22 protein-coding genes are annotated in these 26,529 nt (G+C 64.6%); 14 read left to right on the forward strand and 8 right to left on the reverse strand.

Annotated elements, in window-relative coordinates:
• The first annotated feature begins 154 nt into the window (after positions 1-154).
• Entirely contained in the window at positions 155-916 is a 762-nt protein-coding gene (locus ACXAID_RS02875; protein WP_475020667.1) for a class I SAM-dependent methyltransferase, read from the forward strand.
• A 182-nt stretch (positions 917-1,098) separates the two neighbouring features.
• On the opposite strand, the gene ACXAID_RS02880 is transcribed toward ACXAID_RS02875, so the two are convergent.
• From ACXAID_RS02880 to ACXAID_RS02890, 3 genes are all read right to left on the reverse strand, one after another.
• Positions 1,099-2,598 carry a tyrosine-protein kinase domain-containing protein gene (locus ACXAID_RS02880; RefSeq protein ID WP_475020668.1) on the reverse strand — a complete coding sequence of 500 codons (1,500 nt, stop codon included), beginning with the start codon at positions 2,596-2,598 and terminating at the stop codon, positions 1,099-1,101.
• 124 nt (positions 2,599-2,722) lie between these two features.
• Positions 2,723-4,492: a DUF4012 domain-containing protein gene (locus ACXAID_RS02885; protein WP_475020697.1), complete on the reverse strand. Its 1,770-nt coding sequence runs from the start codon at positions 4,490-4,492 to the stop codon at positions 2,723-2,725.
• Positions 4,493-4,647: 155 nt separating this feature from the next.
• Positions 4,648-5,067, reverse strand: a complete 420-nt coding sequence (locus ACXAID_RS02890) for a hypothetical protein (protein ID WP_475020669.1) — start codon at positions 5,065-5,067, stop codon at positions 4,648-4,650.
• Between the two features lie 901 nt (positions 5,068-5,968).
• On the opposite strand from ACXAID_RS02890, the gene ACXAID_RS02895 reads away from it, so the two are divergent.
• From ACXAID_RS02895 to ACXAID_RS02915, 5 genes are all read left to right on the forward strand, one after another.
• Complete coding sequence (locus tag ACXAID_RS02895) at positions 5,969-7,279, forward strand: DUF1800 domain-containing protein (RefSeq protein ID WP_475020670.1); 1,311 nt, start codon at positions 5,969-5,971, stop codon at positions 7,277-7,279.
• 12 nt (positions 7,280-7,291) lie between these two features.
• Positions 7,292-8,503: a DUF1501 domain-containing protein gene (locus tag ACXAID_RS02900; RefSeq protein ID WP_475020671.1), complete on the forward strand. Its 1,212-nt coding sequence runs from the start codon at positions 7,292-7,294 to the stop codon at positions 8,501-8,503.
• 99 nt (positions 8,504-8,602) lie between these two features.
• Complete coding sequence (locus tag ACXAID_RS02905; RefSeq protein WP_475020672.1) at positions 8,603-10,228, forward strand: acyl-CoA carboxylase subunit beta; 1,626 nt, start codon at positions 8,603-8,605, stop codon at positions 10,226-10,228.
• Positions 10,229-10,277: 49 nt separating this feature from the next.
• A complete protein-coding gene (locus ACXAID_RS02910; protein ID WP_475020673.1) occupies positions 10,278-10,556 on the forward strand; it encodes an acyl-CoA carboxylase subunit epsilon in 279 nt (92 codons plus the stop codon).
• Positions 10,557-10,572: 16 nt separating this feature from the next.
• On the forward strand, positions 10,573-11,202 hold the full coding sequence (locus tag ACXAID_RS02915; RefSeq protein ID WP_475020674.1) for a Maf family protein: 630 nt from the start codon (positions 10,573-10,575) through the stop codon (positions 11,200-11,202).
• 1 nt (position 11,203) lies between these two features.
• On the opposite strand, the gene ACXAID_RS02920 is transcribed toward ACXAID_RS02915, so the two are convergent.
• On the reverse strand, positions 11,204-12,262 hold the full coding sequence (locus ACXAID_RS02920) for a glycosyltransferase (protein WP_475020675.1): 1,059 nt from the start codon (positions 12,260-12,262) through the stop codon (positions 11,204-11,206).
• A gap of 441 nt (positions 12,263-12,703) precedes the next feature.
• On the opposite strand from ACXAID_RS02920, the gene ACXAID_RS02925 reads away from it, so the two are divergent.
• Entirely contained in the window at positions 12,704-13,309 is a 606-nt protein-coding gene (locus tag ACXAID_RS02925; RefSeq protein WP_475020676.1) for an acyltransferase, read from the forward strand.
• Positions 13,310-13,313: 4 nt separating this feature from the next.
• Here ACXAID_RS02925 and ACXAID_RS02930 read toward each other — a convergent pair whose 3' ends face one another.
• From ACXAID_RS02930 to ACXAID_RS02945, 4 genes are all read right to left on the reverse strand, one after another.
• The gene (locus ACXAID_RS02930; RefSeq protein WP_475020677.1) at positions 13,314-14,507 is read right to left on the reverse strand and encodes a lipase family protein; all 1,194 of its coding nucleotides are present in this window, start codon (positions 14,505-14,507) and stop codon (positions 13,314-13,316) included.
• Positions 14,508-14,693: 186 nt separating this feature from the next.
• The gene (locus ACXAID_RS02935) at positions 14,694-15,893 is read right to left on the reverse strand and encodes a lipase family protein (protein WP_475020678.1); all 1,200 of its coding nucleotides are present in this window, start codon (positions 15,891-15,893) and stop codon (positions 14,694-14,696) included.
• Between the two features lie 44 nt (positions 15,894-15,937).
• Positions 15,938-17,197, reverse strand: coding sequence for a lipase family protein (locus tag ACXAID_RS02940; protein ID WP_475020679.1), 1,260 nt, complete (start codon positions 17,195-17,197; stop codon positions 15,938-15,940).
• Positions 17,198-17,207: 10 nt separating this feature from the next.
• Positions 17,208-18,527 (reverse strand): tyrosine-protein kinase domain-containing protein, encoded by a 1,320-nt coding sequence (locus tag ACXAID_RS02945; RefSeq protein WP_475020680.1) that lies wholly within the window; start codon positions 18,525-18,527, stop codon positions 17,208-17,210.
• A gap of 246 nt (positions 18,528-18,773) precedes the next feature.
• Between ACXAID_RS02945 and ACXAID_RS02950 the strand changes: the two genes are divergently transcribed.
• From ACXAID_RS02950 to ACXAID_RS02980, 7 genes are all read left to right on the forward strand, one after another.
• Complete coding sequence (locus ACXAID_RS02950) at positions 18,774-19,763, forward strand: GDP-mannose 4,6-dehydratase (RefSeq protein ID WP_475020681.1); 990 nt, start codon at positions 18,774-18,776, stop codon at positions 19,761-19,763.
• An 82-nt stretch (positions 19,764-19,845) separates the two neighbouring features.
• Positions 19,846-20,391 carry an acyltransferase gene (locus ACXAID_RS02955; protein WP_475020682.1) on the forward strand — a complete coding sequence of 182 codons (546 nt, stop codon included), beginning with the start codon at positions 19,846-19,848 and terminating at the stop codon, positions 20,389-20,391.
• 13 nt (positions 20,392-20,404) lie between these two features.
• Positions 20,405-21,553 (forward strand): glycosyltransferase family protein, encoded by a 1,149-nt coding sequence (locus ACXAID_RS02960; RefSeq protein WP_475020683.1) that lies wholly within the window; start codon positions 20,405-20,407, stop codon positions 21,551-21,553.
• Complete coding sequence (locus ACXAID_RS02965) at positions 21,541-22,725, forward strand: lipopolysaccharide biosynthesis protein (protein WP_475020684.1); 1,185 nt, start codon at positions 21,541-21,543, stop codon at positions 22,723-22,725. Before ACXAID_RS02960 ends, ACXAID_RS02965 begins: the two co-directional genes overlap by 13 nt.
• Positions 22,722-23,837: a glycosyltransferase family 4 protein gene (locus ACXAID_RS02970; RefSeq protein WP_475020685.1), complete on the forward strand. Its 1,116-nt coding sequence runs from the start codon at positions 22,722-22,724 to the stop codon at positions 23,835-23,837. The genes ACXAID_RS02965 and ACXAID_RS02970 overlap by 4 nt, the downstream gene beginning before the upstream one ends.
• Positions 23,834-25,261, forward strand: a complete 1,428-nt coding sequence (locus tag ACXAID_RS02975; RefSeq protein WP_475020686.1) for an O-antigen ligase family protein — start codon at positions 23,834-23,836, stop codon at positions 25,259-25,261. Before ACXAID_RS02970 ends, ACXAID_RS02975 begins: the two co-directional genes overlap by 4 nt.
• Positions 25,254-26,528, forward strand: coding sequence for an acyltransferase family protein (locus ACXAID_RS02980; protein ID WP_475020687.1), 1,275 nt, complete (start codon positions 25,254-25,256; stop codon positions 26,526-26,528). Before ACXAID_RS02975 ends, ACXAID_RS02980 begins: the two co-directional genes overlap by 8 nt.
• The last annotated feature ends 1 nt before the right edge of the window (position 26,529 follow it).

Consider the following 26,529-nt stretch of genomic DNA (forward strand, 5'->3'; position numbering starts at 1 on the left):
GGCCGACCGGTGCCGAGCTCGTCTCATTCAGCAAGGCACGTAAGACAGCCCCAAACAGGCTTGCGGATGCAAGATCCGCCGCATGTGCTAATGTGCATTTTGTTCCGAGACTTGGGAACAATGCATCGACTGGGGGTGAGGAATCATCAAAAAGTTGGCGGGCGGTTCATCGCTGCGACAACGGTTCTTCCCCGAATCGAATATTGGCGGGTTCAGTCGCGAAGACCCCGGTGTCATTCTATTCAACCAGGTAAATGCCGCACTAAGACCGACCGACAGAGTTCTAGATTTTGGCGCTGGTAGAGGCGAGCAAATAGTTGACAACAACGTCCCCTACAGGCGTCACCTATTCAACTTGCAGGGCCGTTGCGCTCATCTCGAAGGTTGCGATGTTGATGACGCGATTCTCGATAACCCCTTCTTAGACCACGCGACCGTCGTGGAACCAGGTAATCAGTTACCGTATCCCGACGGTCATTTTGACATTATCTTTGCTCGGTTCGTCTTCGAGCACATTGACGATCCCGAATTCGTGGCCAAGGAGTTGATGCGGGTACTTGCTCCTGGTGGCTTCATCGCAGCGTTGACACCGAACAAGTTCGGCTACATTGCCCTGGCCGCCACGGCGGTTCCCAACCGCCTTCACGTTCGCGCCTTGAGCCGTATCCAACCAAAACGGAAGTCAATTGACGTCTTCCCAACCAGATACCGGCTGAATACAAAGAACTCACTCAGGCGCTCTTTTGGCCCTGACCCGGAGATTTTCGTAGTTTACCTACCTGGCGAACCCGCCTATCACTTCCGGAACTCACTCCTGTACGGCTTGACTAAATGGCTCCACAAGATCTTGCCTGATCGGTTACAGCCGCTCTTAATAATCTTCGTCCGAAAGAAGTTGCCCGCTCCGGGCATTTGAATCAACCGAGCCAACCAGGTGGTAAGCCCACCAATTGAGCTCAGTGCCTGACCCTCGATGAATACTATCGACATCCATTGTCGCCCAAGTCACGATGCATGGTGCGGAGTCGAGTGCCTGCCGCACCGCGCCCCAGCGGCAGGCCCAGCCCTCACTCGATTCGAGCCCGAACCCGTCTAACCCTATACGTCTCGCCTATGACGCCTACCGGCCGACTGTGCAACACCCGAATCCTCTTCCGTGGATTCCGGGTCAACGGAGGACTCTGATTCCGACTTGGGCACTCCGTTGCTGCTGGGATGGGCGCTAGTGGCGCCGGCACGCTTCGGACTATCGCCGTAGTAGCTGTAGCTGTAGCTATAGGAACTGCTTCCTCGGGTAGGCACCATCGTGAAGACAGCACCAAGTAGCGGCGCGCTGACGCCCTCGAGACTGTTGACGGCGTGCACAAGTTGATCGCGCTTGGTTTCGCCGTAACGCGCAATGATCAACACTCCGTCAGCACCGGCAGCCAGGACCGCTGCGTCGGTGACCGCCAGTAGAGGTGTCGAGTCGACGATGACGTAGTCGAACTGGTTGCGCAGTGTGTTGAGCAAGTTCCTGGCCGACTGGGACCCGAGCAACTCACTCGGGTTGGGCGGAACGGGCCCTGACGTCAGCACTGTCAGTCCCGGATAGCGCGTCTTCTGCAGCGCCTCTTCGAGGGAACTGCCCCCGCTGAGCACAGTGCTGAATCCCACCGCCCCTACCAGGTCGAGGTACTTATGCAACATGGGCCGCCGAAGGTCACCATCGACGAGGGCAACATTGTGTTCGGCCTCGGCAAGGGCAAGCGCAATATTGATCGCTGTAGTCGATTTCCCCTCGCTGGGCATCGAGCTGGTCACAACGATTACGCGTGGCGGGTTGTCGACCGCGACAAATTGCAGATTGGTGCGGAGTTTGCGAAACGCTTCCGAAATAACCGAATTCTCGCTGTCGAACGAAATCGCCGCCTGCTTGCGGCGCTCCTTCGACAACGGGACTGTACCGACAACCCCCGCACCGGTAATCTCTTCTAGAGTCTCCCGAGCCTTCACCGTGTTGTCCAGCAGGTCTCGGAGAATGGCGATCCCGAATCCCAACAGCAGGCCCAAGGCGAGTCCCAGCACGATGTTTCGTGTCGTTTTCGGCACCACCGGATGTTGGGGGATCGAGGCTCGCTGTTCGACCACCACTCGGGCATCGGGCGTCTGGCCGCCCTCCGGGGTTTCGAGTTCGCGCACCATGACGACGAATTCGTCGGACAGGGTGTTCGCGATGTCACGCGCTCGGACAGGTGATTCGTCGGTGACACCGACATCGATGAGCACCGTCTCGGGCTTGGCACTTGCAGTGACGTTGCGCTGAAGGCTTTCTGCGCTCATCGGAAGCCCGAGCTTGTCGATGGTGCGCTGGGCCAGCGTCTTGCCGGTGAAGAGCTCAGCGTACGAGATCACCCGCTCCTGAGAGAACCGGTTACCTTGATAGATCTCCGAAGTAGTGGTGCCCGATGTCGTCGAGACGAACAGTCGCGCGGTGGCCTTGTAGAGCGGAGTCGTAAGCAGGCTGAATATGGTGGCGGCCAAAACCACAGCGAGGACGGTCACAGTTATTGTGATCCAGCGGGTGCGCAGCACTTTCACAAATTCATGCAGGTTCAAGAGCCCTCCACTGGTCGTGTCGCGTCGCGCAACTCTGCGACATTGATATAGCGGTCACACTGCGGCATAGCGTGATCAGCATGGAGATCCAGCGCGGGTCGCCCATACGTTGGCTCTGCTCCGCTCATTCTGAGCATGTAGGTACCGATACTAATGGTGTAACCGCGTCCACCAACGGCTGAACAGGAACGCGCGGGGCACCCGGCGAGGTCGGTTCCGACAGTCGGAAGCTCAGCTCTCCGGATTGTCCAGGCGGGATGAGTACCTGCACTTCATAGGTGGGGTGGCCACGTTCCATGCCGCTGATGACGGGAACCCGTTCACCGTTCGCCAGCGCACTCACCAAAGTCGAGTCTGCAGTGGCCACCAACCGCACGGAGGTCACCATTGTTCCTTTCGGCGCGTTGAAAGGAACGTCGCTGATAAGCCCCTCTGTACCGACAATATAATTCGGTAGTCCCTCAACATTCTCGAGGGAATTCTTGAGGCGAATTGTAACCGTCGACATTCGGGTTTCGCCGTCGCAGCCGTCAGCTGCGTATTCGATGCTTCTTTCCAGATAGTAATCAAGCTTGTTTCCGCCGATGTTGTTGATCACCACGCCTGCGTATGGCGCGGCGTCACCCGGTACCGAATGCCCGAGAGGGGTCTGCTCGATCAGAGCTTGGTCCTCCGGCGACGAAGTCCAGACTGCGATCCGACGTTCGCTGACCGCCCTTCCCAAGGCATCAAGCAACCTTCGGGGTGACTCGACAGGTTCGGTGATCTTGTTGACCACTTCGCTGGCAATATCTTGAAGGTAATTCTTGCGAGCCCTCTGGTCTGTCGGGTAGCGGATGTAGGCAGTGGATTCCGTCAGCTCGACAACGTTGTCTTTGGTGATCCTCTCACCATCCGGCATCGTGACCGGGCCAACGGCACCGAGAATATAGCTGAGCGCAATCGGGTCGATGGCAATGACGCCATCCACCACCATCCCCGTCTCGTGCTCCCACATTGACTTCCAGATTTGTGCGGCGTAGGGAAAGTGCGAGCTCAGATTGCTGTTGCGGACGTCAGTTTTCGGATTGGTGAACCCGTACAGCTGCTCGTAATCGGAGCCCAGATCGACGGTAGCCACCGCATCCGTGAGTTCGGTGTTCGCCCCCAGGTTGTCCACCGTCGGCCTGCCGTCGTCGAAGCGCAACACCCCGAAGCCACCGAGTAGCCCTCCCGTGCCACGGGCCTCGGCGTTCGTCTGGAAACCCATGAAATAGGACCGCGGGCCGTCGGCGCCCATCATCGATGGCGCGACCCGCGCAGCCAGGGCCGTGTTCTCGATCACGCCGGCGATATCCGCAGTCTGACGCTGGAGTTGTGCACGCGCATCCTCCATCATCGCGAGATAGCCGGGATCTGAAATCGCCTGCGCGTCAGCGTTCAGACGAACTGCCTCCGCGGAGATCTCAGCGAGTTGCGGCTCCTGATCGCGCAGAAGTTGCACGTCGACCCGTCCATCTTTGTAAAGCTGATCCGGCGAGATCGTTATGCCGACATCAGCGGTCGGCTGGAGAACATCGCTAGTCAGACCTAACACCACGTCGGTGATTTGTTGCCCAGTTGAGAATGGTTTGCCCAGCCAGGGCAACGCGGACACGATGTTCCACGGCGCGGAATGGGTTGCATCGCGGGCGGCGAGCGCATGAACCTGCGCGTTGTCGGCTAGTCGCGATGCATCGTCGGTGTCGCCCTGCAGCAGCGCGTCTTTCGCTTGCTGCGCAAAGGCACGCGCCTCCTCGAGGTTTGACCGCGCGGAATTCGCGTTGATCCACAGCCAGCCGCCAAAGCACAGGACTATGACCAGCGCAGCCAGCGCAACCCAGGTGACGGGACGGTTCCAGAGGCGCCGAGACAGCGATCCACCTTGATCGCTGTCATCGACTACCTGCGGATCGTCGCTTGGTTCATCGTTGGACGGACGTCGCGAAAATCTACTCACTCAGTACTTTCCCACGGACCTGTCCGGGCCTAAGGGACAGGCCTGGAGCACAGACGAGACTGGCGTGCCTCTTAACAGCCCCGGCTCACGGACGCTGACAGCGTTCCGTAAGGACCAATGGCCACGGTGAGACCGAATACGCAAGCCTCGAAGTTGAGGTTGGCGGTCCAGCCGAAGAATGGCTGGAGGAATCCGGGCACCAACACCAAGGGCTTGAACTCGAAGAAGGTGCTCTTTGCTGGGGCATCGGGCCGCGGCGGGCCGAACCAGATCCAACCCGCCTGCTCAGCGAAGGTGACCGAACTGATCACCGGCGCGGCAGCGAGATTGTTGATCTCTGTCATCGCCGGCGCGGTGGGCGCCGGGGCAGCGATATCGGCCTGAGCGATGACCGCGGGGGTCAATGCCGCAGCAGTCGCGAGAGCGGCAGCCGCGGTACCCACTTGGAGCTTGGTACCAACTCCAGAAATCTTTTCGCTGACAGTTGACATGTCCCCCCCTGAAAGATTTGGGATTAGTGGTCAAAGCATTGCACGCAGGTGCAATGCTGTCAACAGAATCGGCAATTTTTCGCGCACGTTGCTGGCGGGCCGGATACCACTTGGATTCAGGACGGTCAGCCCATGGGCCGAAGGGCGCCGACGAAGCGGCTCGCGAGTGCCGCGTCGGGGGGCCTGAGGCGGCCGGGCAGGTGCGCCACCGGTGTCTGGCTCGTCGAAATCCGTTGCGGAGGAATCGAAAGAGCGTTCACATACGACTTCCATCGAACAACTCTCTACCGGTGACAGAGTTGCCACGAAACGCACATCCCCTGCGTTTCAGCTAGGAGGCATCGGGTCGGTAGGTGAGTTTCCTTGCCTCCGATCGCCGGCCCTGGCCCTTCATCAGGGTTGCCTAGCCTGCAATTCACCTAGCTGCGATCTGGACGATGATCCGCATTCTTCTTCCACTAGGGGACGCGGCAAGCAACTAGGAGACGCGGCAAGGCTTGGGTGCGTGGCGACTTTCCGCAGCGTCGCCCCATCTCAGCGAGCTGAGTCGAATCGCCACACTGACGTCCGGTGCACGCAGCGGGTTCCGCAAATAGTTTGCTGCGCGCCGCCATCAACGCTCTTAGCGAACTCCAGACTGGCCATCGGCCTACTGCTGGACGTCGCTCGCAGGCGCTGTCGCGCGATGCATTGCACCGCGAGCGAGTATCGGCGGGCGATGTGGACGGCCAACCTCTGCACGCGAGCCCGATTGTGATGTGTTTGCGATTGCACTCGCTCGCTCCGGGTACCGACGTCCGATACATTGGAGATCACGAAATGGCGCGACGCTGAGGTCGTCGCCAATGAGCCCTGTTCGGGGGCGATCCCTCGTATCGTGGTATGTCTTTGGGGGCACTTGATGTCGACGCAGTCAGCCGACTGGATTGCAGCGGCGAGGGTACTGCGGCGCAGCGGCTTCGGCGCGCGGGGGCATGAGGTCGATGCCCTACTCGCCATCGGCGAGCCCACGTCGTACGTGGACGAACTGCTGGGCGGCGATTTCGACAATGATGCTGGCGTTGCCGCCACCCCGATGCCCGCCTTTTCCGACGCGGTGCGGCCGCCCAAGCGAAAGAAGAAGGCCGTTCGGGCGTATGAGGAGAAATCGTCCGATCAGAGGGATCAACTCGTCGCCTGGTGGTTGCAGCGAATGGTCGCGGCCGAACGCCCTGCCAGGGAGAAACTCACACTGTTATGGCACAACCATTTCGCAACATCAGCCTCCAAAGTCCGGTCCGCGAGCTTGATGGCCAGCCAGAACACGTTGTTCCGCGATTTGTGTCTCGGCGATTTCAGGTCGCTGGCGTACGCAGCCTTGGTCGATCCGGCCATGATCATCTGGCTCGATGCCAAACGGAACGTCGCCGGGTCGCCCAACGAGAACCTGGCCCGCGAGTTCATGGAACTCTTTGCGTTGGGAATCGGAAACGGGTACACGGAATCCGACGTCCGGGAAGCGTCGAGAGCCCTCACGGGCTGGACCATCAGTGACGGTCAAGCCAAGTTCGATGCTGACCGTCATGACGCGTCAAAAAAGACCATCCTGGGCCAGACCGGAAATTTCGGCTGCGAAGAATTCTGCGACATCGTGCTTTCGCATCCGAATTCACCGCGATTCGTCGCCAGTCGCCTATGGCTTCAGCTCGCTTCTGACAGTCCCCCAAACGCCCAGACGCTCGACCGCCTGGAACGCAAGTACGGGCACGACCGCGACTTGCGCGCCCTCACCACCGCGATTCTCACCGATCCGGCATTCCTCGCCGCTCGGGGCTCAATCGTGTCCGGCCCCATTGAGTGGGTTGTGGGAGTGCTCAGGTCGTTGAATATCGATATGGACGACGAGGTGAGCGAGAGGGTTATCAATTCGTTGAAATCGCTGGACCAACGACCCTTCTATCCTCCGAATGTCAGTGGCTGGCCCAGCGGGTGGGCGTGGCTGTCCAACGCGGCCGCAGGAAAGCGCCTGCGTTTGGCCGATAAGCTGGCCGACTTCGGCGACATCAGCCTCGTCTCCGAGACTATCCGTGAAGATCGCCTCGACGCCGTCGGCTATCTCATCGGAGTCGGCGATTGGTCCGACCGCACCGCTGAAGCGCTCAAGCCACTGACCGGTAACCCGAAAATGCTGGTCGCGGCCGCCGTCAACGCGCCCGAGTACCTCACCACGTAGGGGCCATACACGATGCCGGATTTCAGCCGAAGGAAGTTCCTCACCACCTGTGCCGGAGCCAGCGCACTTGCCGCCACGGCCGCATCCATGCCGGTCGTGAGCTGGAACGAGATCATGCTTGCCGCGGACGACCATCCGCTGGGAGCAAACGAAAAGATTCTGGTATTGGTCACCCTCTACGGCGGCAACGACGGACTCAACACCGTCGTCCCGTACCAAGACTCGAATTATTTCGCAGCTCGGCCCGAACTTGCCTACGCTCCGGAGGACGTTCTCCGCCTCGACAGCGACCACGGTTTGAACCCGGGCCTGGCCGGAATGGCGAAAATGTTCGACGACGGGTCACTGGCAATCGTCCGCGGCGTCGGCTATCCAAATTCGAGCCGCAGTCATTTTCAGTCGATGGATATCTGGCAGTCGGCATCACTCGACAACTCCGTCACCTCCGGCTGGATCGGCCGGTGGCTGGACGCGCGAGGCGGAGACTCGATGCGGGCACTGCACATGGGTCCGGTGCTGCCCCCGGCGCTGGTCGGCGAAAGCAGCACAGCCGCCGCCTTCGTCGGCGATCGGGTGCTCTCCGACGGTTCCGTCGACCTGCTCGGCGCATTGTCCGAACCCGATTCGGACGACAGCCCGGCGATGACGATGGTTCGTGACTCGTACCGCAATGCTGTGCACGTGAACGACAAGCTCGCGCCGATGTCCTCTGAAAGCGGAGCATCCGAGGTGGAGTTCGACTACACGAATCTCACGTCACAGCTCGACGTCGTGGCGGCGTGTATTGAAGCAGGACTGTCCACCCAGGTTTATAGTGTTGCGCTCGGTGGATTCGACACACACGCCGACGAGCAGGGCACTCAGCAGAGCCTGCTTAGGGAGCTGGACAAAGCCCTGACGCGGTTCAGGTCGAAACTGGCGAAGCACGGGAACGCGAAGAACATCGTCATCATGGCGTACTCCGAATTCGGCCGACGCGTAGAAGCCAACGCGTCTGACGGGACCGACCACGGAACAGCCGGCCCCGTCTTCGTCCTCGGCGACCGGGTGAAGGGCGGCTTCTACGGCGACGATCCCAGCCTCACCGATCTCAAGGACGACGACTTGAAGGTCACCACCGACTTCCGTGACGTCTACAACGAGATCTTGGCGCGCGGCCTGAGGACCGACCCGGAACCCGTGCTCGGCAAGAAGCGCAAAGAGATCGGGTTCCTGAAATCCTGATGCCGGCGCCGGTGGTGGTCCCTCCCCTTTTCCGCCCTTATTAAGGGACTAGTAAGGGTCGATCGCAGCGACCTGAACCCCCGCCGATACCATCACTTCATGACCAGCGTCAGTGAGCCCGCCGCCGAGCATGAGATCGACATCCACACCACCGCCGGGAAGCTGGCTGATCTGCGCAAGCGCGCCGAGGAAGCCCTGTATCCGGTGGGTGAGACCGCGGTGGAGAAGGTGCATGCCAAGGGCAAGCTGACCGCCCGCGAACGCATCCTCGCGCTACTCGACGAGGAGTCCTTCGTCGAACTCGACGCGCTGGCCAAGCACCGCTCCACCAACTTCGGCCTGGAGAAGAACCGCCCCACCGGCGACGGGGTGGTCACCGGCTACGGCACCATCGACGGCCGCGACGTGTGCGTGTTTAGCCAGGACGCCACCGTGTTCGGCGGCTCACTGGGCGAGGTCTACGGCGAGAAGATCGTCAAGGTCCAGGAACTGGCCATCAAGACCGGCCGCCCCCTGATCGGCATCAACGACGGCGCCGGCGCCCGCATCCAGGAGGGCGTGGTCTCCCTCGGGCTCTACAGCCGCATCTTCCACAACAACATCAAGGCTTCCGGGGTCATCCCGCAGATCTCGCTGATCATGGGCGCCGCGGCCGGCGGGCACGTCTACTCCCCCGCGCTGACCGACTTCGTGGTCATGGTCGATCAGACCAGCCAGATGTTCATCACCGGTCCCGACGTCATCAAGACCGTCACCGGCGAGGACGTCACCATGGAAGAGCTCGGCGGCGCCCAGACCCACATGGCAAAATCCGGCACCGTGCACTACGTGGCCTCCGGCGAGCAGGACGCCCTGGAATGGGTGCGCGACCTGTTGAGCTACCTGCCGCCCAACAACTACGCCGAGCCGCCGCGCTATCCGGCCCCGCACCCCGGCCCGATCGAGGAGAACCTGACCGACGAGGACCTCGAACTCGACACGCTGATCCCGGACTCGCCGAACCAGCCCTACGACATGCACGAGGTCATCACCCGCATCCTCGACGACGACGAGTTCCTCGAGATCCAGGCCGGCTACGCGGGCAACATCGTCGTCGGCTACGGGCGCATCGACGGGCGCCCGGTCGGCATCGTGGCCAACCAGCCCACCCAGTTCGCCGGCTGCCTGGACATCGACGCCTCCGAGAAGGCCGCCCGCTTCGTGCGCACCTGCGACTGCTTCAACATCCCGATCGTCATGCTCGTCGACGTCCCGGGCTTTCTGCCGGGCACCGACCAGGAGTTCAACGGCATCATCCGCCGCGGCGCCAAACTGCTCTACGCCTACGGCGAGGCCACCGTCGCCAAGATCACCGTCATCACCCGCAAGGCCTACGGCGGCGCGTACTGCGTGATGGGCTCCAAGGACATGGGCTGCGATGTCAACGTCGCCTGGCCGACGGCCCAGATCGCGGTCATGGGCGCCTCCGGCGCGGTGGGCTTCGTCTACCGCAAGCAACTCAAGGACGCCGCCGAAAAGGGCGACGACGTCGACGCGCTACGCCTGCAACTACAGCAGGAATACGAAGACACCTTGGTCAACCCCTACATGGCCGCCGAGCGCGGCTACGTCGACGCGGTCATCCCGCCCTCGCACACCCGCGGCTACATCGGCACCGCGCTGCGCCTGCTCGAGCGCAAGATCACCCAGACCCCACCCAAGAAGCACGGCAACATCCCGCTCTGAGCCGACCTCCACACCCCAGGACCTGACTGCCAGACAAGGATGTGACGCCATGAGCCAGGACACCGACATCGCCGAGGTCTCCGACCCGCGCGACATGACCATCGACAACCCACCCCCACCGGAGCCGCACTTCCAGATCCTCAAAGGCCACCCCAGCCTCGAAGAGATCGCCGCCCTGGCCACCATCCTGGCCAGCGCAGGCAACGGCACCACCGAACCCGGCCCCCAGGAACTCAACCCCTGGGGCCACCCCGTCGACAAACTGCGCTACTCCGTATTCAGCTGGCAACGCGTCACCCTGCTCGAACGCACCCACATGCGCCGCTGAGCGGCAGCGACCGCCCGTGACCCAGTTCGTACTCGGCTCAGCCTCCACCGGCCGACTCCGGGTGCTCCGCCAGGCAGGCATCGAACCCCTGGTGGTGGTCTCCGAAGTCGACGAGGACGCCCTGATCGCCTCGCTGGACGACAACACAGCGCCGGAAGCAGTTGTGGCCAAGCTGGCCAACGCCAAGGCCCTTGCCGTCGCCGCGCAGCTGCCCGTCCAGGTGGCCGCGGACTGCGTTGTGCTCAGCTGTGATTCGATGCTGTTTCACCACGGCACCCTCCAGGGCAAGCCCGGCTCCACCGAGGCGGCCCGCCGGCAATGGGCCTCGATGGCCGGGTCGACCGCCCACCTGCTCACCGGGCACGCCCTGCTTCGCATCACCGACAACGTCATCACCCACACCGACAGCGAAACCCGCAGCACCACAGTGCACTTCGGGTCACCGACCGACGAGGAACTACAGGCCTACCTCGCCAGCGGCGAGCCCGTACACGTCGCCGGCGCGTTCACCCTCGACGGGCTGGGCGGCTGGTTCATCGACCGCATCGACGGCGACCCGTCCAACGTCATCGGATTGAGCCTGCCCCTGGTCCGCCACATGCTGCGCCGCGCAGGGGTGCCGCCATCAGACCTCTGGCGCGGCTGATCTAGGCGGCGCGGACGGCGGGAACGGACTGGCCCGGCGTACCCAAACGTTCGTACGCCTGCGCATACGCCTCCTGAAGGTCCGCCGCCAGCCGCTCGAAGGAGTTCTCCGCCGCCAGCACCCTGGTCTGCTCCCGGACAGATTCACGAAAGCCGTTGTCCCCGAAGAACCTCTCGATTCGCGCGGCCACCAGCTCAGGAGAGTCCCCGGCCACGTAGTAGCCGAGCGAGCTCATGCTGGGGATCGTGCGGGCCATCACCGGGCACCCGGCTGCCGCCGCTTCCAGCGTCGCCAGCGGACCGCCCTCCCAGGCGGCGGTGTGAACGTAGAGGCTGGCCGCGGCGAGTAGCTGCTGTGAGCGCTGATGAGACACCCAGCCGGTTATCTGCACCCCGGCTTCTTCCAGGGCTCGGCGGCCGTAGTCTCCCTCACCGATCCACTGGTAGCGAAACCGGCCGGGTCCCAACGTCGCACAGACACGAGCGAAGAACTCGGGATCCTTCTGCGCGCAGATCCGGCCCAGCATGACGATGGTGGGCGGTTCGGTGTCGGCCGCAGGACTGACGGTGCCGGGGCGGGCTGGGGCAGCGTTGCGCACTTCGACGCCGGGCATCGAGCGGTTCAGCCGGCGGCCCAGTTCCATCTCGTACGGACTCACGCCGACCAGGAGCTGATCGCGGCGAGCCAACGCCCACTCCACCGACCGGTACGCGATCCGGCGAAGCCGGGAGTGGTTGGTCTCCATCGCGTAGCAATGCGGCGAATACGCGATCCGGGTGCCCCGTGGCAAAACCGCCCGGATCAGGCCGGCGTAGCTGGAGTGCAGATGCACCACGTCGTAGCCGCCCTCAGCGGCGAGCCGGCTGGCGCTTGCCAAGAAGCCGAACAGCCCGCCGGCGTACTGTTCGAAACGGGCCGACCTGGGGATGTCGACCGTCTCGTGCCCCTGACGCACCCGGACGAAGATGGTGTGCTCGTGCTGCGGCGTTGCCGACACGAAGTTTACGATCGCAGTGCGCAGCCCGCCCCCGAAGGCCTCGGAGATGTGCAAGATTCGCATCCGTTCGGTCCTCGATTCCTAGCAGTAGTACGCGTGGACCCCCCGACGTAGCAAATTCCATGCAAACGGTAGCAGGAATATTGAGCAGGCACACCTTCGCCTCCCATGTGTCCTGGCACACAAATTGGCGTCGGCGTGGATATTCGCCGCAAACCTTCATACCCGGGCGGAGGCGAGGGCAACCACGCTTTCCCCAGTCGCCTCGGAGCCCTAACATCGTCGTAACAGCCACTCCGAACCGGGAGCCCGGCCCGGCACACCAGCGGAACGGCATCGTGCGCGCCCGCCATGGTTCGACAGGCCCGTCAACCCGGCGCGGCGGGCGAGTGTTTCCTGGAGGAACCAGACCGACGGCGGGCGGGCTGCGCCTGCCGCCGGGCACTGCGACAATGCTGATGCCCGGGCCACCGCGACGGTGGCAAAGGCTATCGAGGAGAGACGATGACCCGTAGCAACGGGACGCAGACAGTCGCCGGCGAATACCGGCGCCCGCCCAAGCGAACGTCCGACGACATTCCCACCGACGCCCGGGAACAGATCGGGGAGCGGATCTACAACCTGCTCATCACCTACGTGCCGTCGCACTGGTTTCGGCAGACCTGGTTGCGCCTGTTCGGCGCGAAGATCGGCAAGCGAACGTCGATCATGATGCGCACGCGCGTGCACGGCATCAAGCAGCTGACCATCGGGGACAACTGTTCGATCGGTTTCCGCTGTCTGCTCGACGCACGGGGCGAACTCAGCATCGACGACTGTGTCGTGCTGGCCAGTGACGTCCAGATCATCACCGGACACCACGTGGTCGACTCGGACGACTTCAGAATCATCATGTCGCCGGTCCACATCGCCCACCACGTCTGGGTTGCGAGCCGTTCGACGGTCCTGGCCGGAGTGGACATCGGCCCGGGCGCCGTGGTGGGAGCCTGCTCGATGGTGCGTGAAGACGTCGAACCCATGGCGGTCGTCGCCGGTGTGCCGACCAGGCGGGTCGGCACGCGCAAGTCAAAGCTGCAGTATTCGCCGGATTTCCGGCCGCTGCTGTACTGACCTGCTATCGGGCGCCACAGGTGTTCGGTGCGGGCATGTCCTGAAATCGTTCGCCCATCCACTCCAGGTACGCGTTGCCGTCGATGTCCCCGTGGCCCCGGTCTTCCTGGAAGATCGCCTCGATGGTGTCACCCAGTTCGCACGCCCGGTCGATGGCCGCGGCCGTCCACTCGGGGTTGATGTAGGTGTCCTGGCCTCCGTAGAAGATCTGCATCGGCGCGGCGGCGGGTTGCTGCGGAAGTGCCATCCGCTGCAGGATTTCGGCCAGCCGCTGTTCGGCTTGCCGGGTGGCGGGCCTGAGGTCGTCGGCGGACACCTCGGCGAGAATCTCGGCGCGTTCCTCGGCCTCCGGCCCGGTGCAGGCGCTCAACACCTCCCAGTTCTCCTTGACGATGCCGCGCCGGTAGTCGTCGATGTCGAAGTCGGGATCCGCACGCTCCAACCCCATCAACACCCAGATGTAGGCGGCCTGCTGGTCCCTGGTCAGCGTCCCGTCAGCCGCTGCCGCGGCGTACCCCGAGATGTCCGCAACGGGAACCAGACTCACCGATCCGACCAACCTCAGGTCCGTCGCATAGGTACTGGCCTGCTCATTGGCCGCCCACGCGGCACCACCGCCCTGGGAACCCCCGAACACCGCCCACGTATCGGAGATGCCCTCGAACACCGCGCGCAACGCCCGCACCGAGTCGATCACATTGAGCCCTGCGGTCTTGGAGTCGAGATACGGGTGCACCCCCGGATGCCCGAGCCCCTGATAATCGGCCGCAGCCACGGCGAATCCGAGATCGAGGTACTTGGAGATCAGCTCCGCGGCACCGAACAGATCAGGCGACAGCGAAGGGCCGCAGTCGGGATTGATGCCGCTCGTGCCGTGCGCGAACGCGATCACCGGCCAGCCACCCGCCGGCGGCTTGCCCACCGGCGCGAAGACCGCCCCGCTCACCTCGGTGGGAAGGCCGTCGACACCCGAGGTCGACCGGTACACGACACGAGCTGCCCTGGCTCCCGACGTGCGAATGCTGCGATCGAGGTTCGGCATGCTCTTCGCCTCGATGACCGAACCGGGCCCTGTTCCGGACAGATCGGCGGAAGCGACATCGGTCGGCGGGACATGTTCGACCTCACCCGACAGGTCGGCGCATCCCGCGGCGAACAGGGCGACCATGACGACGGCGACCAGAGCGCGTCTGGTCATCCCCCGCCACCGGCCGGGGGCGGGAGGCCGGCAGAATCGAGCCTCCGGCAGTCGGTCAGACATGACGACGCCAGGGTAGCGGCGGTTTTCGGACACCGGCCGACAGCCACTGCTGAGATCCGATTTGCTTACCTCCCATGAACGTGAGTCCTCGTTGCCGAACACACTGGTCACTCCCCCACAGCGCTAGGTGTCCGAGCAGGTGTCCGGTGCCGGCAGCCCCTCCATCCGGGCCATCAGCCAACCGGCGAAGTCGTCGACATCGAGGTCCAGGTGCCCCTTTTCGGGCTGCAGGACCGTCGCCACCTTCGTTCCCATCGCGCATGCCCGGGCAATGGCCTCTCGGGTCCACTCGGGGTTCACATAGGTGTCGGAACCCCCGTAGATCACCAGCATGGGGGCCGCGCCGGGCTGCTGCGGCAACGCCATCTCCCCGAAGATCTCAGCGAGGCGCTCCGTGCTGGCCGGCGACGACGGGACCAGATCCTGCGGCTGCAGTTCGAACAGGGTGAGAACCCGCTCTCGGGACGCGTCGCGCGAACAGCCACGCAGTACGTCCCACTTCTGCTCGGCGACCCCGTGCCGGTATTCGTCGATGGGAAAACCCGGCCGGGTGTCCTCGACGCCCATCAACATCCAGATATAGACGCCCATCTGGTCCCGGGTCAGCGTCTGGGTGGCCGCGGCATAGGCCATACCGGTCATGTCCACCATCGGGCCGAGTACCACGGCACCCACCAGATCGAGGTCGTCCCCGTAGGTCGATGCCTGCTCATTGACCGCCCAGGACGCCCCACCGCCCTGCGAGCCTCCCATCACCGCCCACCTCGTCGACACGTTCTTCGACACCTTGCGCAGCGCACGCACCGAATCGATCACGTTCATCGCCGCGGTCTTGGCGTCCAGGTAGGGATGCGCACCGGGAGCTCCGAGCCCCTGGTAGTCGGCCACCGTCACCGCATAACCCAACTGCAGGTAGCCGGCGACCAGTCCGATCGAGCCGAGCAGATCCGGAGACAGAGACGGCGCGCACTCCTCACTGATGCCCGTCGTGCCGTGCGCCAGCGCGATGACCGGCCAACCGCCGACCGGAGGCTTGCCGGCAGGAACGAACAGCGATCCGGACACCTCCGTGGGTGTTCCGTCGACTCCGGACGTCGACCGGTAGCGCGCCTTCACCGCGGTGGCGCCCAGCCTCTTGACGGACTCGTCGACATCCCGGAACGGCCTGGTCTCCACCAGCGACCCGGGACCCTCGGGGTCCGGCTTCGGGGTTGCGAGCTGGTCATCGACGTCGGCATGGATCTGGGTTCCGGGAAGTTGCGCACAGCCGGCGCCCGCGAGCACCGACAGGATGGTCATGCCGGCCGCCAACACGGTCGACACCCGACTTCCCCTGCCCCACAGACGCATCTACTCGAAACCCTCCATCAGGAGCCACCCGGCTGCGCCGGGGGCGTCTCGCACCGATTGATCGGCGCCTGACCGTCGAATCGTTCGCGAATCCAGGGGAAGGCCATGGACGCGTCGATGGTGTCATGGCCGGCACCGGCCCGCAGCACCCACTGGATCGTGTCGCCCATCGCGCACCCCTCCCGGATGGCCCGCTCGACCCAGGGCTGGTCCACCAGCTGGTCGACCGAACCGTAGAGCACCAGCATCGGCGCGGCCATCCGCTGCCGGGGCACAGCCAGCCCCTCGAGCAGTGCGGTCATCTCCCGTGCCGCGGCCGCGTCCGCCGGCTTCAGGTCGGCGGGGTCCGCGGACTCCAGAATGTCGATGGCGTCCTGCACACCTGGGCCGTTGCAGACCATCAGCACGTCGCGGTTCGCGTAGAACGGGCCACGCATGAATCGCTGGAGATCGAGGTCAGGATGGGTCGTGCGCTTCAACCCCATGATCGCCAGAAAATACAGATGCTGTTGATCGCGGGTGAGGGTGCCTGCGGACGCTTTGGCGGGCAGATCTGAGACGTCGACGACCGGAACCCAGGACGCGGCTCCGACCAGCTCGAGGTCCGTTCCGTAGGTCGAGGCCTGTTCGTTGGCCGCCCACGTCGCCAAACCACCCAGCGAGCCACCGAAGGCGGCCCACCGCCTACCGATGTCGGGCCGTATCTTGCGGGCCGCGCGGACGGCGTCGATCACGTTGCGCCCCAGCGCCGCCGAATTGAGAAAGGCGTGCGGGCCGACGCCGCCGAGGCCTTCGTAGTCCGACGCCACCACGACGTACCCGTGCAGCAGCAGCACCGATATCGGCAGCCACTGACTGAGGAGGTCGTCGTACAACGACGGTCCGCAGTCCTTGTCGATTCCGGTGTTGCCGTGGTTGAAGGCGATGACCTCCCACCCCCGATCGGGCGGGTCACCCCCGGGAACGAGGACGACGCCGGTGACTTCGACCGGCTTGTCATCGATCGCGGAGGTCGACAGGTACCGGATACGCCAGGCGGCGGCGCCGCTGACCGTGATACGCGGGTCGATCAGGTCGAAGCTGTCGAGTTCGAGCAGCGCTCCAGGCTCCATACCGCCCAGCCGCGGGTAACCTTCGGCGGTTGCGGGGGGTGGAGCAGGCCGCGGCGGCTTCTGGGTCGTCACCGTCACCGGCCGATGGGGGGTCGCCGGCGGTGGCGACATGCATCCCGTCGCCACGACCGCCAGCCCGACCGCCACCACGAGCAGTCGGCGCACAGCTGTTCGGCTAGCCGCCATCTGCCTTTACCCCGGTCACGATGACCCCGGAAATCTGCGATCTGGCCGCCCGGGCTCTACTGCTCGCCGCGGCGATCTGTTTGGCACTCGTCTTGTTCTGACGGCTCACCAGCAGGATGCCGTCTGCATGGCTGGCCAGCACGATCCCGTCGCTGTACGACAGCAGCGGCCGCACATCGATGATGACGAGATCGTGTTCGTTGGCCAGAACCTTGATCACCTTGGCGAGCGACTCGGCCGCGAGCAGCTTGCTGGGCGACTCGGTCCCGGCGCCCGCGGGGAGCACCGAGAACCCGTCCACCTCGGTCCTCACGACGAGTTCACCGGGTTGGGCTGCGCCGTCGAGAACCTCGTGCAGCCCGCGGCTCTCGTCGAGGCCCAGTCGTTTCGACGCCGAGCGGCTTTCCAGGTCGGCGTCGATGAGCACCACCGAGCGTCCGGTCTCGGCGATGGCTGCGCCGAGACCCAGGCTGGCGGTCGTCGCACCGGCACCGGGAGTCGGCCCGGCCACCACGAGTGCGCCCGTCTCACTCTCGCCGCCGCCGGCGAGCACGTTGGTGCGCGCAACGCGGAACGCCTCTGCGGTGGCGGGTTGGGCTGCGGTGAAGGGCATTCCGGCAGCCTCGCCTCCGGATCCGCCGCCACCGGGGATCGCGCCGATCAGATCGGCGCCGGCCGCGGCAGCCGCGCCCTCCGGGGAGCGCAGCGAGTCGTCCAGCTTGTCCCGCACGACGGCGGCCACCAGCCCGAAGAACAGCCCGGCCAGACCGCCGACCAGAAGGTTTCGGGTCCAGTTGGGCACGGCGGCCACCGTGGGGAGCTGAGCCTCGTGAACGAATGCGGCTGTGGCGGCAGGAGATCCACCGCGCACCGAGGTCTCGAGCTCCTCGACCAGCTGGGTGGTCTGCAGCGCCACCGCATTGGTGAGGTCGGTGGCCAGCTCGGGATCCGCATCGCTGACCGAAATGTTCAGCAGCACGGTGTCGGGGACGGGTTCAGCAACCACTTCGGCCATGAGCTCATCCGCGGCCATGTCGATCTGCAACTGGTCAATCGCCCGCTGGGCAACCTGCTCCCCCGCAGCCAGCTTGGCGTAGGAAACCACGCGTTGTTCGCCGAACAGGTTGCCCTGATACGCTTCGACCACGGAAGCGCCGCCGGTGGTGGTGACGAAGAGTTGCGCAGTGGCAACGAACTGCGGCTGAGTGAAGGCGGACAGCCCCGCCGCACACCCGATGCCCAGGAGAAAAATAGCAACCACGGTCGCCCACCTTCGCCGCCAGGCCGACAAGTAACCGAGGATGTCCAAGAGTTCCCCCTAGATCCGAGATTCGACTGCCCGGCCAAACCATAGCCGGGTTTGCGCGACACCGAAACTCACGCAGCGCGCAAAGTAACGATCACAGCTAGAGTGGCGATGAACAGAGCATGTGACCTCCAACTGCTGTTTTTGGCAACGTGGCTGAGCAGCTCTGAGTTGTAGCCAAACAACCCCCGGTGCGACACTGTCGCCGCAGCTCGCGGGACGGCGGGCTCGAGCCATGAGAGGAAAGCTGTGCCGAACGCACTCATTACCGGAGTGACAGGGCAAGACGGTCCATACCTGGCCGAACTTCTCCACAAGAACGGCTACCGAGTATTCGGACTGGTCAGGGGTGCGGACGACCCCAAGGCCGTCGTACTCGCCCGGGCATGCCCGTTCATCGAGATGGTCAGCGGCAATCTGCTGGACATTTCGAGCCTCGCGAACGCAGTCGCCCATGCGCAGCCTGACGAGGTCTACAACCTCGGTGCCGTGTCATTCGTCGCCCACTCGTGGGAGAACGCTCGGCTGACTACTGATGTCACCGGAGGCGGCGTGCTGAACATGCTCGAGGCGGTCCGCCACTACCAGGACGATTCCGGCCAACAGGTGCGCTTCTACCAGGCCTCCAGTTCCGAGATGTTCGGCAAGGTACAGGAGGTGCCGCAGCGCGAAAGCACATTGCTGTGGCCCCGGTCACCATATGGGGTGGCGAAGGTGTTCGCCCACTATATGACGATCAATTACCGCGAGTCATACGGCATGCATGCCAGTTCCGGCATCCTGTTCAATCACGAGTCACCCCGGCGTGGTCCGGAGTTCGTGACTCGGAAGATCACGCAAGCCGTGGCACGGATCAGCCTCGGCTTGCAGGACAAGGTTGCGCTGGGAAACCTTGATGCCAAACGCGACTGGGGCTTCGCCGGGGACTACGTCCGGGCGATGTGGTTGATGCTGCAGCAGGACGAGGCTGACGACTACGTGATCTCCACCGGAGAAACACATTCGATCCGTGACTTTCTCGATATTGCATTCGCCGAGGTCGGAATCGAGGAATGGGAACCTTTCGTAGAGGTCGACCAGCGATTCATGCGCCCAGCGGAAGTCGACCAGGTCATGGGGGATTCGTCCAAGGCGAAGGACCGGCTGGGATGGAAACCCACAGTGGCGTTCCCCGAGTTGGTGCAGATGATGGTTCGCGCCGACCTTGAAGACCAATCGAAACGAGCATCGGGTCGTTGACCATCTGACGGTCCCTCGCGGTGGGAGGCTCCACCACACCGCGAACCCCGTCTCGCGGCGGTCGCGACCAGGAAGGACCACGATGACCGGCGGCTATCGGACCACCCGAAAAGAGCAGTTCGGGGAAAGACTGTTCAACTATCTGATCACCCATGTTCCCTCGCACGCCATCAGGCAGGCCTTCCTGCGCTTCTTCGGGGTCACGATCGGCAGGGACACCTCGATCATGATGGGCACCAACATCTTCGGCCTGTCCCGCCTGTCGATCGGCAACAACTGTTCGATCGGGTTCGACGTCCTGCTCGACGCGCGCGGCGGGCTGACCATCGACGACGACGTCGTGCTGGCCTCCGACGTCCAGATCATCACCGGCAAGCACCTCATCGACAGCGACGACTTCGGCATCGACCTACGATCGGTGCACATCAAGCACCACGCCTGGGTGGCGAGCCGGGCGACGGTGTTGCAGGACGTCACGATCGGTGTCGGCGGGGTCGTCGGCGCCTGCTCTATGGTCAGCGCAGACGTGGACGACATGTCGGTGGTGGCCGGAATACCGGCCAAGCCGAGGACCGAACGCGACTCCGCGCTGACCTATCACCCGAAGTTCCGGCCGCTGTTGTACTGATGAGGGGCCACCGATGACCAGCAACACGATGGGCACGAACGGGGACCGCGGGAACACACCCGATGCCCCGGCATTGAGCGATACCCGGTTGATCTTCGTGTCCCCCGCCCCCGGTCGCAGCGGGGTGGGCGACTACGCGCAGGACTTCGTCGACGAGGTACGACCGCACTTCGCCGAGGTGACCGAATACTGGATCGCCTCCGACGGTGACGAGACGCTCGCCGGTGTGATCCGCGACGTGCGCCGAATCCGTAAGTTGGCCAAGGAGAAGGCCGCCGAGGGCCCCACCATCGTGCATTTCGAACAGAGTGCCGGATCGCTGGCGCCGTTCTGGGGTTCGATCCTGCCGCGGTCCATCCCGGTGACAGCCACCGTGCATGACGCCCCGCAACCGGTGTGGTGGCCGTTCAAGACGCGCCTGCTGACACGCCATCGGCTCCTGCACCACGGCGCGCACTATCCGCTGCGTCCCGCGGTCAATGCGCTGCAGCGCCGCGTCTCCGACGGCCGAATCGTGTTCACCCTCACCTCCATCGGGGCCCGCAACTACCAGCTCCGCCAGCCCGGCTCCGATGCCCGGGCCTCCAGAATCTTCGTCCCGCCACGGCCACCGATCCGCCCGTTGACCGAGCGACCGATGGCGGTCGGCATGTTCGGCCACGTCTACAAGGGCAAGGGTTTCGATCTCGTCGGCCGCCTGCGGGAACTGCTCGACGACGACATCGAGATCGTGCTGGCGGGACGCGGCACGGCCGCCCTGCCGTCGACTGCCGGCGTGCGTGTGCTGGGCGAGGTCAACGGCCCCGACGAGGACGCGTTCTTCGAGTCGATCCGCTTCCTCGTCGTCCCGTATTCGAAGGACAACCGGTACGGCAAGGCGTACGCGGCTTCCAGCGCCGTCACGCGCTCGTTCGCCTACGGCACCCCGATCATCTGCATCCTCGACGGCTCGCTGACCGAGACCGCGGCCGAGGGTGGGGCGCTCAGCGTCGACGGCGGCATCGACGCGATCGCCCACAAGGCCAACCTGGCGATTCGCGACGACGAGACCCTGCGCAAGCTCGCCGAGGAGGTGGCTCACCTTCAGCGGGAGCGGACGCTGGCCCACTGCGTGGCACCGTTCGTCGAGGCGTGGGGTGAGATCACCCGATGCCGAACCTGAGGTCCGGGCTCGCCGAGAGCCGCGCGTTCCGCGCCGCGCTGGCCTCGTTCTGGAACTACAGCAGCCGGGTGGTCGGGCTCGGCTGGACCGCGCTGCTGATCGGCAAACTCGGCATCGCCGAGTACGGCCAGTACGCGATCGCGGTGGCCGCCGCGGCCATCATCAACGCCGCCATCGACAATGCCTTCTACGTGCGGTCGCTTCGCGTCGACGAGGACCGCTACGAACGCGAGCGGTCGGCCCGGGTGCTGTTCGGCGTCGTCGTCGCCGCGGTGGGCGTGCTGTGCTTTCTGCAGTGGTACATCGTCGGCTTCGCCATCATCGTGGCCGCCGGCGAGCTGCTTTTCAACACGTTCAAGAGCCAGTACCTGCGGGTGAGCCGCCCCGACACGGCCATGCGCTTCGACGCGGCCAGGCAACTGACCAGCATCGGCCTGGGTGCCGCCGCAATCGTGTTCGCCGGGGCCGGGCTGCACGCGGCGTCCTGGCTCTACGTGTCCCCCTACCTCGTCATCCTGCTGGTCTGTCTGCGCTATGTGCCCCGAGCGGCACCCGCCGCTCCCGGTGGGCCGCGCGAGTTCGTCCTGCTGTCCGCCGAGGCGTTCGCCGCCGCGATCTATTCCCAGGGCGACCTGCTGGTGCTCGGCGCGATCGCCGGCGAGCGGGTGGCGGGCTTCTACTCGGTGGCGCTGGTCACCGGCCTCGCCATCTCGATGATCGGGCAGAACTTCGCCAACACCTACATCGATGCGCTGCGCGCGGCCAAGGGACATCTGAGCTCGGGCCCGCCGGCGAAGCACCTCGTCCGGGTCGCCCTGCTCACCGGTGGGGCGATGGCCACGATCGGTGTCGGCGTGCTGATCTGGGGTCAGGCCGACGAGGTCGGGTTCATCATGCTGACGCTGTCGGCGTGGGTCTTCGCGCGGTCGATCAACCACGCCTTCATCGTCATCCTGTTCCTTCAGCGCCGGGATGCGCTGCGGGTCCGATCCACCGCCGCGGCGGCCGTGGTCAAGATCGCACTGCTGTTCCCCGCCATCCATTTCCTGGGCGCCTACGGCGCCGCGGTCGTCTGTGTGGTGTGTGAGCTGACATTGCTCGCCTGGTACCGACACGTCATCTACAAGTCGCGCGCCGACGGTGTGCCCGAGGAAGAAGTGGTGGAACCGTGATCGCGACCTTCGTGCTGCCCAAGGACCCGAGCCACGAGTCCACCGGCGACCTGACCATGGCCAAACTCGTCATGGACCTCGCGCGGGAATCGTTCCAGACCAAGGTGATCTGCCTTTCCGGCAATCCGGCGTCCACCGCTGACGGCCACCTCCGAGTGCCCAAGCCGAAGCCCCGGATCCCGCGCATCCTGATCGACAGCGTGCGCAGTGGCCGCAGCCTGGTGCACTCCCGTTTTCTGCTCGACGCACTGGTGGAGGCGATCGACGCAAGCGACAGCGACGTCTTCGTCGCCGACCACAGCTACATGGCTGAAGCCGTGCTCGCCTCGAGCCGATTCCAGGTGCTCGGCGACGGTCGGTCCAATCTGGCGGTGAGCACCGTGGTGCCCGAGGCGCTGGTGTGGCGGGCAACCCGCGGACTCATCGGGCGGATGGACGCGCGCCGCATCACCCGCGACGAGGTCCGGGTGGCCCGCCGCGCCTACACCGTGGGCACCTACGACCTGGGCGAGGCCGAGTTCTTCCGGAACCTCGGAATCCGCCACACCCATTGGCTCGATCTCACTCTGCCGCCCAAGGAACGGATCCCGGTCGCGTCCTCGGAGCGCAATCTGGTGTTCGTGGGCGACCGCCGCTGGGCACCCAACCAGGAGGCCTTCGAGGCCCTGGTCCGATGGTGGCCGCGGATCTCCGACGGAATCACCGACGCGAGGCTTTTCGTCGTCGGCGCCGCCGATCCGGCTGCCAAGCCGGCACAACTGCCGACCGGGATGCAGGACCTGGGTTTCGTCGACGACCTCGACGCGCTGCTGTCGACGTGCCGCGCACTGGTCGCCCCGATCAAGACCGGCGGCGGAGTTCGGGTCAAGATACTCGACACGGTCTGCCGCGGCCTGCCCGTGGTGGGGACGACGGCTGCGGTGGGGTCGCTCGGCGACGTGTTCGGAATCGAGAAGATCGACGACGAACAACAGTTCGCGGATCGATGCCGGCACTACCTGCTCGACCGGTCGTCGGCGACCGCCGACGGCGAGGCGCTGTACACCAAGAACGCCTCCCGCTGGCACGAAGGCATCCCGCAGGCCGCGGTGCACGATTGGCTCAAACGGTGACCGGGCCCGCCACGGCGCACCCGCGGGCGCTGTCGATCGCGGTGATGGGCTCCTCCGTGGTGCTCACCGTCCTCTCGACGTTCCTGATGACCAGCGAGGCCCAACTCGCCCAAGCCGCCGGGTTCGCCCTACTGTTGCTGGTGGCCGGCCTGGCGGTGACCGTGCTGAATCCCCGAGTGATCTACGCGTCCATGGCTTTCGCCCTCGGAGCGATTCCTTTCGGCGTCCTCCCCGGAGCGGGACAACCGGTCGTACTCCTACTCGCGGTCGCCGTGTGGGGTGCGGTGCTCACTCATCCGATCGCCCAGACACGCACCAGCCCAATGGAATTCACTGTCTTCGCGCTGGTCGTCGCCTCACTCATCTCGGTCGTCGTCACGGCTGACGGAGCCGCGCACCTGATCGAGTTCGCCAAATGGCTGCTGGCCACGTCCTTGGTGTTCGCCCTGCTGCGACTCGATTACCGGAATCTCCGGTTGTTCGGGGTCGCATTCATCCACGGTGTCGCAGCCGCGGCAGCATTCGCCCTCGGTGTGTTCTTCCTCGACAAGGCAGGCACCACGCTCAACCATCTGGCGATCATCGGGTACGGCCGCACCGGCACGATCGGGACACACCTGCGGTTCTACGTGATGGACAACAGCACCGTCGTCCGGCTGACCGGAACGTACGTGGACCCCAACGCCGCAGGGATCTTTCTGCTGGTGGGATTGGCGCTCGCGGTGGCGATGCTGCGCGGGTGGCACCGGTTGGTGCTCGGCGGGGTGATCCTGAGCGCGTTGATCATCACGCTGAGCCGCTCCGCGATCTTCACCGTGATCGTCGCGTTCGTGCTGCTGCTGCTGTTCCAGAAGATGAGCCTGGACAAGAAGGCGGCCGCCCTGGCCGCGTCCGTCGTCGCCGCAGCGGGGCTGATGCTCGTCCCCGCGGTGTACAGCAGAATCTTCGACTCGTTCTCCTCGTCGGACAAGGGCACCACAGACCGCGCCGATGCGCTGGCGAACTACGGCGATGCGATGGCCGGACACTGGTGGTTCGGCCGAGGATGGGGCATTCCCGAATTCACCGACGAGGTCGTCGGATACGAAACCAACTACGTCGCCAACAGCCCGCTGCTCACGATCTACCGGGGCGGGCTCTTCGTCGGCGCGGCATTTCTCGCCGTCCTCATCGTCGGCGCGGTGCTCGCCTACCGGCGCTCGAGGTGTGACCCCTGGGAGAACGGGGTGATCGGCGCTACGTTCGTCGGCTTTGCGCTGGTGGGCCTGCAACTGGACTTCCCCGTCGTCACCCACGCCCCGCTGACGATGGTGTTCAGCGTGTTCATCGTCTTCCTGATCGCGAACCCGATCGACCCCGTCCCTCCTTCACCCGAACGGCTCGACACGACGATCCCGGACCCAGAGGTGGCTGTGCATGGCTGAGTCAGTCGACGGAACCCGACCCGGGCGGGAATCCCACCCGGGTGAAGCCCGAATCCCCCTTCCCACCGACGACGCCCCCAAACGCATCAAACCGGCGCTGCGCCTGGCCGGGCTGGAAGGCCCGCGCGGGGTCGGCTGCCTGTCGGTCGTGATGGTGCACGTCGCCGTTCACTTCACCCCCAACGTTCTGGCCACCACCCGTCTCGACTTCCTCGGTCAGGCGCTCACCTTCTTCTTCGTACTGTCCGGCTTCCTGCTGTACCTGCCCTACGTCAAGCGACTGCACCAGGGGCGTGAGATCCCGGGGACGCGGGAGTACCTGCGCCACAGGGTGTTACGCGTCTTCCCCGGCTACCTCGTCATCTTCCTGATCTGCAATTTCGTCCTGCGCGCGGTCTTCGTGGAAAACCCGGCAAAGTTTTCGTGGGGCAGCGGCGACGAGGGAACCGGCATGATCACCGACCCGCTGAGCTTGTTGGCACAACTGACGTTGACCCAGTCGCTGTTCCCCTCGACTCTGCAGACCGGCATCAACCCGGCCTGGTCGCTGACCACGGAGTTCGGTTTCTATCTCGCGCTGCCGCTGCTGGCGATCGCCCTGTTCGCCTGCCGAAGCAGGATCAACCGCGCTCTGCGGGCCGCGTTGTGGCCCCCTGCCGTGTTGTTGGCGGTGGGCATCGTCACCAACACGATCGTCGGTTGGCTGCAACTCAAGTACTACGCGGACGACCCGCTGCAGGGCTACTGGGGCGACAACTGGGTTGCCGTGCTGTCGAGGAGCTTCCTGTCCCTCAGCGACACCTTCGCCTTCGGCATGGTCGCCGCGGTGATCTACGTCGCCCTGGTCGCCGGCAAGTGGGAGAACGTTTCGACCGCGAGGCTGCAACTGCTCAACGCCAGCGTGATGCTCGCCGGACTGCTGGCGTCCTTCGTGCTGTTCGTGATCTACCCGCACTATCTGGCCACCGCGTTCGCCCTGGCCTCGAGCGCGTTCGTGCTGCTGATCGTGACACCGCTGGCGCGCGGGGAACGTTCGGTCGTCGCCGCCGTCACCGACTGGAGCCCGATCAAGTACGTCGGCAAAGTCTCGTTGTCCGCATACCTGTGGCACTATCCTGTGCTCATCATGGTCGAACGAGCAGGGTTGTCGGTGCCCGACAACGCGCTTGGGATCACCATCGCATTCGTGATCGTCTCGGGTCTGACGGTCGCCGCGGCATCCATCACCTACCGGTGGGTGGAGCTGCCCGCCATGAGGTGGCGGTAGT

Source organism: Mycobacterium sp. ABE4_509 (assembly GCF_056160785.1).